The organism is Duncaniella sp. (assembly GCF_029054785.1).
GTDB lineage: Bacteria > Bacteroidota > Bacteroidia > Bacteroidales > Muribaculaceae > Duncaniella.
Genome location: NZ_JAIDEN010000170.1, coordinates 1 through 15,434, shown reverse-complemented (window position 1 = coordinate 15,434; position 15,434 = coordinate 1). Strand labels below are relative to the sequence as shown.

The window sequence follows — 15,434 nt, the reverse complement described above, 5'->3', positions numbered from 1 at the left end:
GCAGTCAGAGTGGTCTTACCGTGGTCAACGTGACCGATAGTACCGATGTTAACATGCGGTTTGGTTCTTTCGAATTTCTCTTTAGCCATAACTTTGCTATTATTTTCTTGATTAAATGATTGACTTTTCTAACAAGACGCCACGATAGCGTAAGCGCACTATCGGGGCTGTCATTCTTGTGATTGGTTGAGCCGATGGCGGGATTTGAACCCGCGACCTCTTCCTTACCAAGGAAGTGCTCTACCCCTGAGCTACATTGGCGGTATGTCTTAGAGCGGAAGACGAGGCTCAAACTCGCGACCCTCAGCTTGGAAGGCTGATGCTCTATCAACTGAGCTACTTCCGCATTAGGAATTTTGTGGGCGAAGATGGATTCGAACCACCGAAGGTATAAACCAGCAGATTTACAGTCTGCCCCATTTGGCCACTCTGGTATTCGCCCTTTCGTTTCGAACCGCCTGGCGGCTCTCTACGTTGTTAGTTTAGTTGAGCCTCTTGTCGGATTCGAACCAACGACCCCGAGATTACAAATCACGTGCTCTGGCCAACTGAGCTAAAGAGGCAACAAGTTATTGTGCGCTTGCTTTTGGAGGAGCGTTTCCTTTCAAAAGCGATGCAAAATTAGTGCAAATATTTTTACCCTCCAAATTTTTTCACACTTTTTTTACTGCAATTTTCAACATTTTCGCAGCAAAAAGCGCACAATAAGCAGTGAAATCACTGATAATCCGCAATTTAGCGGCAATGTTTTTTTATCCACTCATAATGACCTTTTTCAGTCTGAACAGTGGTCCAATGTTCATTGATCGGAGTCAGGAGCGCATCTTTGGGTGTGGAGATGACGTTGAAGACCTCGTAGCTTGTGGTCGGAGGACAGGTGTTGTCATTGAAACCCCATGTCATCCTGACCGGACACTGGAGATGGCGGGCAAAGTTGACCACATCGTAATATTCCAGCGTACGGATCTTGTCAGGAGTGGCAGTCGCGGGGTCCTTACGGAAATGATGGGGATAGCCTCCGGTCTTGTCGCCGAGATAGCCTGTCATGTCCGACAGCGCGGGATGGTTGGCCACGCAGCCATTGACTCTCTCGTCGAGCATGGCGGTGGTTATTGCCAGCGCTCCTCCCTGTGAGCCGCCCTGGGTAAAGAGATTCTTGCCGTCCCACTCAGGGAGCGAGGTCAGCAGATCGAGAAAGCGGCGGCAGCCGAGATAGACATCCTTCATATAATAGTCATCCGGATTTTCCATTCCGAATTTAAGATAATCGCCCTTGACCTTGCGCTCGGCGGCGAATTCAGCCTCGCTCAGTTCGGGATGCAGGCCGTGGATCTCGATTTCGAGACGGATCATTCCGCCCTCTCCGTAGTAGCGGTGGGCCATCGGATCCTTTATAGTCTTCACTCCCGCTCCCGGAGGGGTAAGGACCGCGGGATATTTGCCTCCACCTTTCGGGATGAAGAGATAGCCGTACATGGCACGGCCCTCGTCGTTGAGTTGCAGACGCACGAGCTGGCAGCTCATCTTGTCGGTCGTGTACTTCTCGACGGGTTCCGAAGTGTAGGTCAGAGGATATTTCTTGTCTTCGGCTACGGCCTTTTTCCAAAATGCGGCGAAATCAGAAGGCTCTTTGACAAACGGCTTCAGCTTTTCAGGCGAAAAACCGACCTTGACATGATGGGAGAACTTGTGTCCGTCAACAACAGCCTCCAGTCTGAGGTCGCGGAATCCGGGCTTGTCCATAGTGCCTATGTTCAGCTCCGCTCTGCCGTTTCGGTCGAGCGTGATGCTGCCCTGGGAATCGGCGGCAAGCATATCCGGACCGATCGTGTAGCCGACAGTCATTTCGGAGGCTGGGATACCGTAGCGGTAAAGTTCGATCGAAATCCTGGCGCTGTCACCTGTTTCATACAGCCACTCAGCATGATCGGGATTTGTCACCCACAGCATATCGCTGCGCGAAGGATAATTTTCGGCTCTCAGACCAGACACAAAAGAGGCCCCTAATATAATTAAGGTGGCAAGACGGGAAAATTTCATGGTAAATTTCAAGTTAAAACGCTTGTTTCTATAAATACCTATAAATATGTAGCAAAATTAGCGATTTTCCTTAAAATGGCGTAATTTTGCCAATAGAATATAATCCTACATGAAACGACAACTCATACTCGCCGCATTGTGCTGCGCCGCCACAGGCGCCACCGTAGCCCAAGTCAACAGCCCTGACGCCGGGGGCTATCTCGAAAGAGGCATACTCATGTTTGACGACCGCAACTACGAAGGCTGCATCGACCAGCTTGCAAGAATCCACAGTCTGAGCCCGACTCCGGAACAGGCCGAACGCGCCCTCTACTATCTCGGACTCGCCTCGCAAGGTCTTGGCGATGACGAAGCCCTCGGTCTGTTCAGAAAATTCCTCACCGACTATCCCGTCTCGCCCCTCAGAGCCGACGTGATGATGTCGGTGGGCGACTACTGGTTCAACCGCGGAAGCTATGCCGAAGCCCTCAAAGAATATGCCGGAGTCAACCCGATGGCCCTTACAGGCAACCGCTGCGATGACATGACATACCGCACAGCCTATTCCTATATGATGCTCGGCGAGTATGCAACGGCAGCAAGCCAGTTCCGCACACTCCAGAGTTCGGCAGAATACGGCAATGTGGCTCGCTTCTATCTCGGCTACATAGCCTACGTCAACAAAGACTACAACCTCGCGCTGCAATATTTCCGCAACGTCGACACCTCGCGCGAGCCCGGCAACGCCGCTCCCTACTATGAAGCTCAGATTGCTTTTGTCCAGGGCGACTTCAACCGCTCGCTCGACCTCTCCCGCCGGCTTCTGGCCTCCGGTTCGGTTCCGGCCTTCACAGCCGAATGCAACCGCCTGGCCGGCGAGTCGCTCTACAATCTCGGTGACGAAGCCGAAGCCCTCCCCTATCTCTGGAAATACTGCGCCGAAGCCTCGGATCCCCAGCCATCGGCTTTCTACATTCTCGGCGTGAGCGAATATCGCCGCGGTGACTACGATGCTGCGATCAAACTGCTCCAGCAGTCGATCGGCACACACTCGGCAATGGAACAGAGCGCCTACCTCTTCCTCGGCCAGGCCTATCTGAAGCGCGGCGACAACAACTCGGCCCTCATGGCTTTCGAAAACGCCTACCGTGTCGACTATGACCGCGAGATCCGAGAAACAGCCTTCTACAACTATGCCGTGGCCCGCATGGACGGCGGACGTGTCCCCTTCGGAAACTCCGTGGCTCTGCTCGAAAACTTCCTGCGCGAATATCCCGACTCAAAATACAGCGCCGACGTGCAGCGCTACATCGTCAACGGCTACATGACGGACAATGACTACGAGAGCGCCCTCGCCGCCCTTGACCGCATCTCCAGACCCTCGGCGGAACTGCTTCTTGCCAAACAGAGGGTTCTCCTTGTCCTCGGCTCCCGCGAATTCACATCCGGAAAAATCTCCCAGGCGATCACCCACCTCACCCAGGCCCGAAAACTCGCCTCTGACAATCCGACAATCCGCCGCCAGTGCGATCTCTGGTTAGGCGACTGCTACTACACGCGCGGCAACTACGACGAAGCAGCCTCAAGCTACCGCTCATTCATCTCCTCGGCTCCCAAAACCGACATCCGAAACCGTGCCATAGCCTACTACGATCTGGGCTACACCCGTTTCAGCCAGGAACGCTACTCTGACGCGATCACCGACTTCCGCGACGCCGTCTCCGTCATGCAGAGCGGCAGCCACGACCTCACGCAGTCACTCCTTGCCGACTGCTACAACCGCATTGCCGACTGCTATTACTATCAGTCCTCATTCCCCGAAGCCGCCGAGGCCTACACCAAAGCCTACGACCTCAACCCGACATCAGGCGACTATGCCCTCTACCAGCTCGCCATCATGAAGGGACTCCGCAAAGACCATGCCGGAAAGATCGAAAGCATCGATGCCCTGGCCGAACGCTTCCCCTCGTCGGGCCTCATCCCCAACGCGCTTCTCGAAAAAGCCGAAAGCCAGTCGGCCCTGGGCCGCACGGACCAGGCCATCGCCACCTACCGCCGCCTCGTGCAGCAATATCCCAACACAGCTCCGGGCCGAAACGGATATCTCCAGCTTGCCATCACCTACATCAACCGCGGCGAACGCGCCCAAGGCATCGACACATATAAAAAAGTCATCTACACCTTCCCCTCAAGCGAGGAAGCCCGCATAGCCGCCGACGACCTCAAGCAGCTCTACGCCGCCGACGGAAAACTCCAGGAATTCGTATCGTTCATCAACTCCGTGCCCAACGCACCGCGCTACGAAGCCTCCGAGCTTGAAAAACTCGCCTTCCAGGCCGCCGAAAACGACTACGTCAACTCCGGCACCACATCAAAACTCTCGGCCTACATAGCCGAATATCCCCAGGGTGCCGACCGCGCCCAGGCGCTCTACTATCTTGCCGACGCTGCCTGGAACGAGGGCAAACCTGCCGAAGCCCAGGGCTACGCGATGCAGGTGATCCAGGCTCACCCCGACTCCGAAGTAGCCGAAGACGCCATGCTGGTCAAAGCAGCCGCCGAAAGCTCGCTCGGCAAGACAGAAATCGCCTACAACACATATCAGCAGCTCGAAGGCCGCGCCTCAGGCTCCAACATGCTCCGCGAAGCCCGTCTCGGCCTGATGCGCACTGCCGCCGACCTCGGAAAATATGCCGAAGTAGTCAACACCGCCGACAAGCTCCTGGCCTCGACTGCCGCAAACTCCTCAACCGACCTCAACGAAATAAAATTCATGCGCGGCATGGCCAACAACAGCCTCGGAAACTTCGATAAGGCATACGGCGACTGGTCGGAACTCGCAGCAAACCCATCCGACATCTTCGGTGCGAAGAGCGCCTACTACATGGGCAGCTCGCAGCTCGAACGCGGACTCCTCAAAAACGCCAAAGCGACCGCCGAAAAGCTCATCGACTCCGACACCCCGCATCAATACTGGCTCGCCCGCGGTTTCATCCTTTACAGCGACATCCTCCGCAAGGAAGGCAAGAAATTCGAGGCAGACGAATATCTGAAATCACTCAAGAGCAACTATCCCGGCTCGGAAGCCGACATTTTCCAGATGATCGACTCTCGTCTCTGATCCCCTGACCCTATCCCGTCTTCCAGCCCAAACCCATCACTCAATTTCAGACTCAGAAAAAAATGAACACAAGATCCATCATATTTTCAATCTGCCTCTCACTCGGCGCCCCGCTCTTCGGACAAGGACTCCACAAGGAAATCAACGTCGAGCAGGAAATTGTCCCCGTCAAGCGCGACGCCGCCCGCATCTCCATACTTCCAACCCTCCAGCTCCCCGCCATCAGCCGCCCGCAACTGGCGTTCAGCAACCGCGTGGTCACCACAAGAGTCCCCAACGCAATCACTACACTCGAACCCGTAGCCTACGGCGAGAATCTCTTCTCATCACCCTGGCGCGGCTATGTGGCCCTCGGACTCGGCGCTCCCCTCTTCAACGGCGCCTTCTCGGCAGGCTACCGCATACTCGACACCGACCGCACCCGTCTGAGCGCCTGGGGACAGTATGACGGCGACATCTACACCCACAAAACCGACGGAGACAAGCAATACTGGCGAGACCACACAGCCTCACTCGGCGTAGATCTCCACCAGACCGTCGGCAGCAAATCTTTCCTCAACGCCGGCGTTGACTACACCTACGGCTACCACACCATCCCCTCCGCCTGGGATTCATTCTCACAAGGCACAAGCCGCTTCAATCTCTCGGCCCTCTTCTCGTCGCGCACCGAAGGTCTCGACTGGACAGCCGCACTCCGCTACCGCCATTTCGGATTCTACAACGTCAAAGCCCCACGGCTTCTGCACTTGGTATCCTTGCTCCCCGACATCGACTATCCCAACCATATCTTCACTCCGGGAGAGTCTGCCGGAACCGAAATCCTGACTCCCGGCGAGACAGAGATCCTCACCGTGACCGGAAGCACACCCGCCCGCCAGAACCTCTTCGGCGCATCGCTCACAGGTAAACTCCTGTTCGGCGACAACACCTCGCTCGCGCTTGACGTCGACGCCGACTTCCTCCACACCGGCGCCCATCAGAGACCTCTCTTCCCCTACCAGTTTGAAAACCTCGCGCAGAAAGGCAGCTCGACAGTCGGACTCGTGGCCCTCACCCCTCACCTCGACTATTCGACAGCGACCCTAAAGGCCCGCATCGGCGCTCAGCTCGATGTGAACATCAACAACGGACGAGTGTTCCACGTCGCCCCTGAAGCCTCCGTCGCCTGGACACCCTCACAGATTGTCGGCTTAGAAGTCAAAGCCACCGGCGGCTCGGAACTCAACGCCCTCTCAAGCCTCTATGACATCACCCCCTACCTCAACTCCTCGATGGCCTACACCAACTCCCACATCCCCTATGCCATCGACGGACGAGTGACCGTCGGCCCATTCTTCGGTGCCAGTCTCGAATTCTTCGGCGGATATGCCAAAGCCGACGACTGGCTGATGCCGGTCTCCGGAGCTGACTACATCGGAGGAGCCGTCTTTGACCGCGTCGACCTCTCGGCCTGGCACCTCGGAGCCGCCATCGGCTACGACTACCGCAAGACCCTCTCGGCCCGCGTCAGCTACGAGACAGCCCCCAACAGCTATGAGCACAGCCTGTATGAATGGCGCGACCGCGCCCGCCATGTGGTCAATGCCGAGCTGAAAGTCCGCCCCGTCACTCCCTTGCAGGTCACTCTCGGCTGGGAATTCCGCGCCGGACGCCACAGCTACTTCATGGACAACACAATTTCAGACCTCAGTGTCTACACCCCCGTAGCCGAATCACTGGGCTGCGTCTCCAACCTCTCGCTCGGCGCGTCCTATTCGGTCAGCGGACCGCTCACGATTTTCGCCCGCGGAGAAAACCTCCTCAACCGCCGCTACTATCACATCGGCGACCGCTACTCGCAGGGCCTCAACTTCATGATCGGAGCCTCTCTGAAATTCTAAGAGGTTGTTTAATAACAATTGCCAGAACCAAACACAGACTGCCACGTGAAAAAACTCGCACTGACACTCCTTCTCTTCATCACGGCAAGCGCCTTCCAGGCCAAAGCCCAATACTCATCCTACTACAACGGACTCCCCGTCGAAGTCCGTCAGGTCAAACCCTTCACCATCCCCGACCGCACAATCAATCTCGGCCTGCGCGGAGCTGTCGGCGACGGTGTCAGCCTCAACACCGAAATAATCCAGAACGCCATCGACGAACTCTCCAAAGCCGGAGGCGGCCACCTCGTAATCCCGCAGGGCGTATGGCTGACAGGCCCGATCGAACTCAAAAGCGGTGTCGACCTGCACCTTGAGCGCAACGCCGTCCTCTTCTTCTCCCCTGACAAAGCCCTCTATATCGATCCCACCCCCAAAGCCTCGCGCGTCAAAGCCTGCATCAGCGCAAGCCGCTGCAACAACATCAGCATCACAGGCGAAGGCACCCTTGACGGCAACGGCGCCCAGTGGCGTCCCGTAAAGCGGATGAAAGTCAGCGACGTCGAGTGGAAACGCTTCCGCAAGATGGGAGGAGTCGAACGTCAGGACGGCACCCTCTGGTATCCCTGGGAACTCAAATCAGGCTACCCCGACATCGCCGCTACCCCTGAGAAGCAGGAGAAAAAACGCAACGACCTCTTCCGCATCCACCACTGCGAAAACGTCCTCCTCTCCGGCGTAACTTTCCAGAATGCGCCCAAATTCCACGTCCATCCCTTCAACAGCCGCAACCTGATCATCGACGGGATCACCGTCCGCTGCCCCTGGAACGCCCAGAACGGCGATGCCATCGACCTCAGCGACTGTCATCAGGCCCTGGTGGTCAACTGCACGGTCGACGCCGGTGACGACGGACTCTGCATGAAAAGCGGCGACTACAAACCCGACGCGCTCGTCAACGGCTGCGAAGACATCCTCCTTCAGGACAACACCGTCTATCACGCCCACGGCGGCTTCGTCATCGGCAGTGAAGACATCTGCGGGATGAAACGCATCGTGGTCCGCAACTCGACCTTCTCAGGCACCGACACCGGACTGCGCTTCAAAAGCGCCATCGGACGCGGAGGCAAGACCGAGGACATCTACATCAGCGGCATCATGATGGCCGACATCCAGTCACAGGCCATAATCTTCGAGTGCAAATACGCCGACCGACCCGCCGGATCGAAAGACAGCGACATTGTGCGCCCCAAAACCGTAGAGAAAGTCCCCGAATTCACTGACATCCACATCTCCGACGTCATCTGCCGGGGCGCTGCGACAGCCATCGCCGCCAGCGGCATCGAAGGCTTCGACTGCGTCCATGACATCACCGTCGAGAACTCCACCTTTATATATACGGACAAAGCCACAGCGATTGACAGCGCAACGGCAGCCGTGACTGTCCGCAACGTTAAGTTCGTCGAAGACCGCAGACAGTAAGAGGTTGTTTAAAAACAAGAGTTAAACAACCTCTAAGAGGTAAAAAACACACTCTCTCCATCGGCACAAACATCCACGCAACCCCACTACACACACCTGAAACGGCATCTTTTGATGCCGTTTTTTGTATCCCGGCAAACCGGCCCGGAAATGACATCGACAGCCTCACCTTTGTTTCATAAAAAAATTAACATCATTCGTCATTAATTATCGCTTATTTATTGCTTTTTATTATCATTTCATTTATATTTGCATTTGTCGATTCCTTAATCTCTTTTTTTAACTTAATAAGTTATAAATCCATGAAAACGCTGTACCGATCAATTGTCGGTAGTCTGTTCTGTATAGGGCTGTCTCTATCCGCAGTTGCAGCTACCCCCAAAAATGCCGGAGTAAACGTGGACAAGTACCAGGCGGGAAGCCAGTATCTTGCCTACCCCCGACCGGCTTATGGAATTCCGGAACTGACAAAAGCCCCCAAAGGCTATGTCCCATTCCACATGGAACATTACGGACGCCACGGCAGCCGCTGGCTCCTCAAAGACACATCCTATGACCGACCGGTCGAAAACCTTGAAAAAGCCGCCGCTTACGGCAAGCTCACTCCACGAGGCGAACTTCTGCTGAAACAGCTGAAAGAAATTCAGGCAGCCTCCAAGGGACGTGTCGGCGAACTCACCCCCCTCGGCCACCGTCAGCATCGCGAGATAGCCCGCCGCATGACCGAAAACTTCCCTGAGATCTTCGTCCCCGGCACCCATGTCGATGCCAAATCGACCGTCATAATCCGCTGCATCCTCTCGATGGCCAACGAAATCGCCGAACTTCAGAAAATCTGTCCGGAACTGATCGTCACATGCGACGCTTCACGCACCACACAGAAAATCCTCGCCTACAACAGCACCGACTCCGTGGCCAAGAAACTCGGCAGAGAAGCCGAAAAGCGCTACGGTGATCCGTTTGAGAAACGCCATTCCGACCACTCGGCCTTCATAGCCAAAATATTCAACGATCCGAAATTCGTCGCCGACAGCCTCGACGAGAAAAAAATCTTCGGTGACATTTTCGACATAACAGTCAACACCCAGAGCCACGACGACCAGCCGGACCTCTACGATCTCTTCACCGCCGACGAACTCCGCAACGAATGGCTCGCCCACAACGCCTCCTGGTATCTCACCGCAGGCAACACCTCTCTGACCAACAACCGCATCCCCTACAACCAGCGGGTGCTTCTGCGCAACTTCATCGAATCAGCCGACACCGCGATGGTATCCCCGCGGCTGAGCGCAAACCTCCGCTTCGGCCACGAGTCGATAGTCCTCCCGCTGACAATACTCATGGAGCTTAACGACAGCGCCGTTGACCTGACCGACCTTGACGCACTCGCCGCCCGGTGGCGCAACTACGAGATTTTCCCGATGGGCAGCAACATACAGATGATCTTCTACCGCCCCAAAAAGAATCCGGCCTTCACCCCCGACGAAGTTCTCGTCAAAGTCATGCTCAACGAAGCTGAAGCCACTCTCCCGGTCAAAGCCGTCAGCGGTCCATATTACAGATGGTCCGACCTGCGTGACCACTACATGAAGAAACTCGACAGTTTCCCAACCAGATTCAAAGAATGAAAAACAGGTGTCTAAACACCCTCTAATATCCACCATAATAATAACCCTATCATCATTCACATTATGGCAAACGGAGTCTTAACACTAATTAACAAATCGGGGGGGATAAAAGCCCTTTCCCGCACCATGCTCCTTGTTGTGCTCGCGCTTGTGACACTCAGTGTAAGCGCCCAGACACGTAACATCTCAGGAACAGTCACCGATGAAGGCGGCGACCCGATGCCTGGAGTATCAGTAATCATAAAGGGTACCAACCAAGGCACCTCGACCGACATCGACGGCAAATATTCGGTCAAAGCCGCCAACGGAGCCACACTTGAATTCTCATACATAGGCTACACCACACAGAAAGTAACCGTAGGCAGCCAGACTGTCATCAACATCTCGATGCAGGAAGACATCAAGGCCCTCGACGAAGTTGTTGTCGTGGCCTACGGTACCCAGAAAAAATCCTCGATCACCGGTGCCATCTCACAGGTGACAAGCGCCGACATAGCCAACCGTCCCGTGTCGAGCGTGACCTCCGCTCTTGAAGGAGCCTCTTCAGGTATCAACGTAACCGGCGCCATCGGCCAGCCCGGCACATCGTCGACAATCAGCATCCGCGGTGTCGGTACCGTTACCGGCAGCAACTCGCCACTCATCGTACTCGACGGCGTGCCCTTCGACGGCAATATGACTGACATCGCCCCTGACGATATCGAGTCGATCTCCGTGCTCAAAGACGCAGCATCATGCGCCCTCTACGGCAACCGCGCATCAAACGGTGTTATCCTCCTCACCACTAAGAAATCAAAATCCAACAAACCGACCTTCACCTTCAAGACCTCACAGGGATGGTTCGAACGTGGACAGTCGGAATACGACCGTGTCAATCCCTACCAGTTCATGGAGGTGGAATACGCCAACCTCTATAATGGACAGATCAGTTCCAAAAATCTTGACCGCACCAATCCTGCCGATATGGCAGCTGCACGTCAGTATGTCATGAAAGAACTCATCGACTCCCGTACCGTCATCAATATTTTCGATACCCCCGTGACCGAGATGTTCGATGCCAACGGCAAGATGAACCCGAATGTACGCATTAACCCGCTCTATGCCGAAGACCTCGACTGGTATGACCAGAGCATCAAGAAAGGCTACCGTGCCGAATATTCTTTCGCCGGTACCGGTGCAACTGATCGCAGCGACTACTATTTCTCCGTAAATTATCTTGACGAAAACGGCTATACCAAGGATTCGGGCTTCGAACGTCTTACCGGCCGCGCCTCGATCAACATCAAGCCTACCAAATGGTTCAAGACAGGTCTCCAGCTCAACGCCTCTCACCAGAAGACCAACGACTCAGCCGGACGCGACGGCGATTCAAACTCCTCGTCTACCACCAATCCCTTCTACTTTTACCGCGTCATCGCTCCTATCTATCCCGTACACCTTCATGATGTAAATACCGGTGAATATATTCTCGATGCTGACGGAAACCGCCTGTATGACCCCGGTTACTATCAGACAGTCTCAGCTGACGGCACTACACAAGAAGTGCCCACCCGCTATCAGCTTCAGGCCAATCACTCCATCTGGGAATCCGAGATGAACCACGACCGCCGTGTCCGCAACACCTCCAACTCGACCGCCTACGCAGACTTCATTCTTCCCTACGGGTTCACTTTAACCCTCAAGGGCAACCTCTCGACACGCAATGAAGAGCGTTCAAGCTACGGTTCGGCCGTCATCGGCGGTTCGGCCAAAGGTACCGATGGTAAGCTTTCGAAAACCATCTATAACTACAAGACCTGGACCTTCCAGCAGCAGCTGAACTGGAACCACACCTACGGCAAGCACTTCATCAATGTGCTCCTCGGACACGAGAACTATTCATATAAACGCGACTACACCTACACCCGCGCTCAGGGTGTGAAGATCGAAGGACTCGAAGCCCTTGTCAACTTCACCACTCCGACCCATGCCACAGGTTATGCCGAACGCTACCGCACCGAATCATATCTCGGCCGTGTGCAGTATTCCTACAACGACCGTTACAATATCGAAGGTTCATTCCGCCGCGACGGAGGTAGCCGCTTCTCCTCCAAAGCCCGCTGGGGCAACTTCGGATCTGTCGGCGCCAACTGGCTCTTCACTGCCGAAGATTTCATGAAAGATCAGACTTGGATCACCAACGGTAAACTCCGCGCCAACTGGGGACAGGTCGGCAATGATGCCGGCTCCGGACCTTACGCATATTACAGCCTCTACGCCTCCGACATCAAAGGCGGCAATGCGGCCTACGTTATGTCACAGCTTGCCAATCCCGATCTTTTCTGGGAAACAGGCGAATCCTGGGGTCTCGGTCTTGAAGCCCGTCTCTTCAACCGCTGGAATCTCAGCGTAGAATACTACGACAAGCGCAACAACGACCTGCTCTTCGACGTTAACAATCCTATTTCAGGCGGCGGTACAGGTTTTGACTACGCAGAAAGTGTTATCACCAAAAACTTCGGTTCCATCTCCAACCGAGGCATCGAAATCAACACGGATGTTGACATCTTCACCAACCGCGACTGGACTGTCAACCTTGCCGCCAACCTCACCACACTAAATAATAAAATGGTGAAAATGCCGGGCCAATACAAAAAAGATGGTCTGCTCTCCGGTTCTCAGAAGATCATTGAAGGGCATAGCCGCTACGAATGGTTCACATACCATTGGGCCGGTGTGGATATGATGGACGGTATGAGTCTCTACGACGCGAACCTTGATGACTACCACATCGTTGCTCCCGACGGAAGCATCATCGGCGGTACATACGACAACGATGTTCTCGTGTCAACAGAACTCACGGATGACAAATACAAGTGCATTGACGGCAAGTATTATGTCAACACCACCACCTATGCCAAGAGAGATTTCCGCGGCAAAGCCCTGCCTGATGTTTACGGATCTTTCACAGCCAATGTGTCATGGAAAAACTTCAGCCTCTCGGCAATGATGACATACTCTGTCGGCGGTAAAATTCTCGACTCCGGTTACTCTTCTCTTATGAGTCTTTCATCAAGCTATGTCCGCAACTACCACAAGGATATTCTCAACTCATGGAACGGAGTTCCGGAAGGCATGACCGAGACATCGCCCAACCGCATCAACCGCTCGATCAATCCGGTCATCGACATGACCCAGACCTACAACAACTCTACTTCTGACCGTTTCCTCATCAGCCGTAACTACGTCACCCTGAAGAATATCAACTTCGCCTACTCACTCCCGAAATCCATACTCCGACCGCTCACTCTCTCATCTGCGCGTCTTTACTTCTCGGCTGAAAACGTGGTGACAAGCACCAAACGCAAAGGCCTTGCCGCAACCCAGCGCCTCAGCGGCTACGTCTACAACCAGATGCCGCCGGCCCGCGTCTTCACCTTCGGTCTCAACGTTTCATTCTAACCACCCCAAAATCATCCGCAATTATGAAAAAATCAATCATAGCGCTATGCGCAATCGGATCTCTCGCTTTTGCAAGCTGCTCCGACAGCTATCTTGACCTCACGTCAGAAGAAGATGTGACATCATCGGCTGTTTTCGCCAATATCGAGATGCTTGACGGCGCTGTCAACGGTCTGAGCCTTATCATGTCCAACAGTTATAGCTCAAGTGGATTCGGCCGTCAGGGCTACAATGGAGAGGCCACAATCTCGCTGTGGTACGGCGATTACAGAAGTTCCGACGCTCAATACAGCAACGCGACAAGCTACATCGACATCATCAATTCCAACTCCAATGAGCTTGGCACCACCGGTGCGACTTATTTCCCATGGTATTACTACTACATGCTCATCGCCAACGCCAATGCTGTTGTGATGCATGCCAACGAAGCCGATGGAACACAGAACGAAAAGAACTTCTATATCGCCCAGGCCCTCGTCTACCGCGCACATGCCTATACTCAGCTTGTGGCCCTCTACTCCAAGCGTTGGGTCGATTCGCGCAACGGCGAAAGCCGCGGTGTGCCAATCCGACTTGACGACAGTACCGGTGACATAGCCTGCTCTTCACTCGGCGATGTCTACAAGCAGATCTATGCCGACCTTGACCAAGCTCTCAGGCTCTTTGACCAGTCTACTCTGACACGCGGCAATCAGCTCTGGCGCACAGACGCCTCGATTGCCCACGGCGTATACTCCCGCGCCGCTCTTGCCAAACAGGACTGGGCTACCGCAGCCGACCACGCTGCAAAAGCCCGCAAAGGCTACTCTCTCATGACTCCCGAAGACTACTGGGCCGGCTTTAACACCGCAAACAAGGAATGGATGTGGGAAACCTACACTGACGCCATTGAAAACCTCGGTGTCTACGGATTCTTCGCCTACATCGGTGCCAACACAGGTTCGTCGAAAGGCTATAAGAACATCGGCTCCATCGACAAGGGTCTCGTAGAACAGATCCCCGCAACCGACAGCCGTCTCGGTCTCTACATGATTCCGCAGGAAGGCGAATCAGGATGGTCGACATCCGATTCGGGCCGTGCGACAAAAGGTAATTTCTACACCCGCGTGAAAACTGAATTCGCAGACCGCATCGACAAAAAGAATACATATATATTTGCCTATATGTCGACGAAGTTCCAGAAAATCGACGACCGCTCGATCGGCTGTGTTCCCATCATGCGCGCCGCCGAGATGATCTACAACGAAGCTGAGGCCCTCTGCATGCTCGGAGGCAACGAGACTCAGGTGCGTCAGCTCCTTGAGGAAGCTGTCAGCCCCTATCAGCCCGGCTATACCTGCAATCTCTCCGGTGACGCTCTGCTTGAAGAGGTGAAGCTCTACAAGCGCTTCGACCTCTGGGGCGAAGGACGCCACTACTTCGACCAGAAGCGCTGGAACATGGACATGGTCCGCAAGAGCTGGGAAGAAGGCGGTAACTGGCACCCGACACTCGCAGGTTCCGGCGCTACCGGCGGATCCTACACAAAGACCGGCAAGAACAACTGGTGCATCTGTATCCCCAACCGCGAAACCGACTACAACAAGCTCATCAACTACAACATCGAGCCTGAAAACTGGACCAAGGACTCTCCCCAGCAGTAGTCTCTTCCACCCGTAAGTTTTACAACAGCCTCAGATCACCCTGACAGCCGCGTTCCGCAATCCGGAACACAGCGATACCCCCACCGATCCCGTCCGGCCCGCGCGCCGGGCGGGATTTTTTGCAGCCACTCCGGTCAGCCTGCCGCCGCGAAAACAACCGCCAATCCACCCAGTCAGCCCGTGCCGAGACATTAAAAATTCCTGAATCTGAGACAAATTTTATTTATATCTATACATTTTC

The 15,434-nt window shown here is 54.7% G+C and carries 8 protein-coding genes and 4 tRNA genes; 6 read left to right on the top strand and 6 right to left on the bottom strand.

What is annotated here, in order from left to right; translation table 11 throughout:
* The 6 genes from K2H17_RS10470 to K2H17_RS10445 all read right to left on the bottom strand — a co-directional run.
* On the bottom strand, nt 1-89 hold an 89-nt coding region (locus K2H17_RS10470; RefSeq protein WP_215675807.1), incomplete at its 3' end, for a GTP-binding protein.
* Between the two features lie 100 nt (nt 90-189).
* Nucleotides 190-261, bottom strand: a tRNA-Thr gene (locus K2H17_RS10465).
* A gap of 12 nt (nt 262-273) precedes the next feature.
* Nucleotides 274-346: transfer RNA gene (locus tag K2H17_RS10460), tRNA-Gly, on the bottom strand.
* 13 nt (nt 347-359) lie between these two features.
* Nucleotides 360-442, bottom strand: a tRNA-Tyr gene (locus K2H17_RS10455).
* 47 nt (nt 443-489) lie between these two features.
* Nucleotides 490-563 (bottom strand) — tRNA-Thr (locus tag K2H17_RS10450).
* 172 nt (nt 564-735) lie between these two features.
* The gene (locus K2H17_RS10445; RefSeq protein ID WP_300134534.1) at nt 736-2,040 is read right to left on the bottom strand and encodes an acetylxylan esterase; all 1,305 of its coding nucleotides are present in this window, start codon (nt 2,038-2,040) and stop codon (nt 736-738) included.
* A 109-nt stretch (nt 2,041-2,149) separates the two neighbouring features.
* On the opposite strand from K2H17_RS10445, the gene K2H17_RS10440 reads away from it, so the two are divergent.
* The 6 genes from K2H17_RS10440 to K2H17_RS10415 all read left to right on the top strand — a co-directional run bounded on the left by K2H17_RS10440 (nt 2,150) and on the right by K2H17_RS10415 (nt 15,193).
* A complete protein-coding gene (locus K2H17_RS10440; protein WP_300134532.1) occupies nt 2,150-5,140 on the top strand; it encodes a tetratricopeptide repeat protein in 2,991 nt (996 codons plus the stop codon).
* Nucleotides 5,141-5,202: 62 nt separating this feature from the next.
* Nucleotides 5,203-7,020: a hypothetical protein gene (locus K2H17_RS10435; protein ID WP_300134530.1), complete on the top strand. Its 1,818-nt coding sequence runs from the start codon at nt 5,203-5,205 to the stop codon at nt 7,018-7,020.
* A 45-nt stretch (nt 7,021-7,065) separates the two neighbouring features.
* A complete protein-coding gene (locus K2H17_RS10430; RefSeq protein WP_300134528.1) occupies nt 7,066-8,481 on the top strand; it encodes a glycoside hydrolase family 28 protein in 1,416 nt (471 codons plus the stop codon).
* Nucleotides 8,482-8,879: 398 nt separating this feature from the next.
* Nucleotides 8,880-10,109: a histidine-type phosphatase gene (locus K2H17_RS10425; protein ID WP_300134526.1), complete on the top strand. Its 1,230-nt coding sequence runs from the start codon at nt 8,880-8,882 to the stop codon at nt 10,107-10,109.
* Between the two features lie 126 nt (nt 10,110-10,235).
* Entirely contained in the window at nt 10,236-13,550 is a 3,315-nt protein-coding gene (locus K2H17_RS10420; protein ID WP_300134524.1) for a TonB-dependent receptor, read from the top strand.
* 23 nt (nt 13,551-13,573) lie between these two features.
* Nucleotides 13,574-15,193 (top strand): RagB/SusD family nutrient uptake outer membrane protein, encoded by a 1,620-nt coding sequence (locus K2H17_RS10415; protein WP_300134522.1) that lies wholly within the window; start codon nt 13,574-13,576, stop codon nt 15,191-15,193.
* Nucleotides 15,194-15,434: the final 241 nt, after the last annotated feature.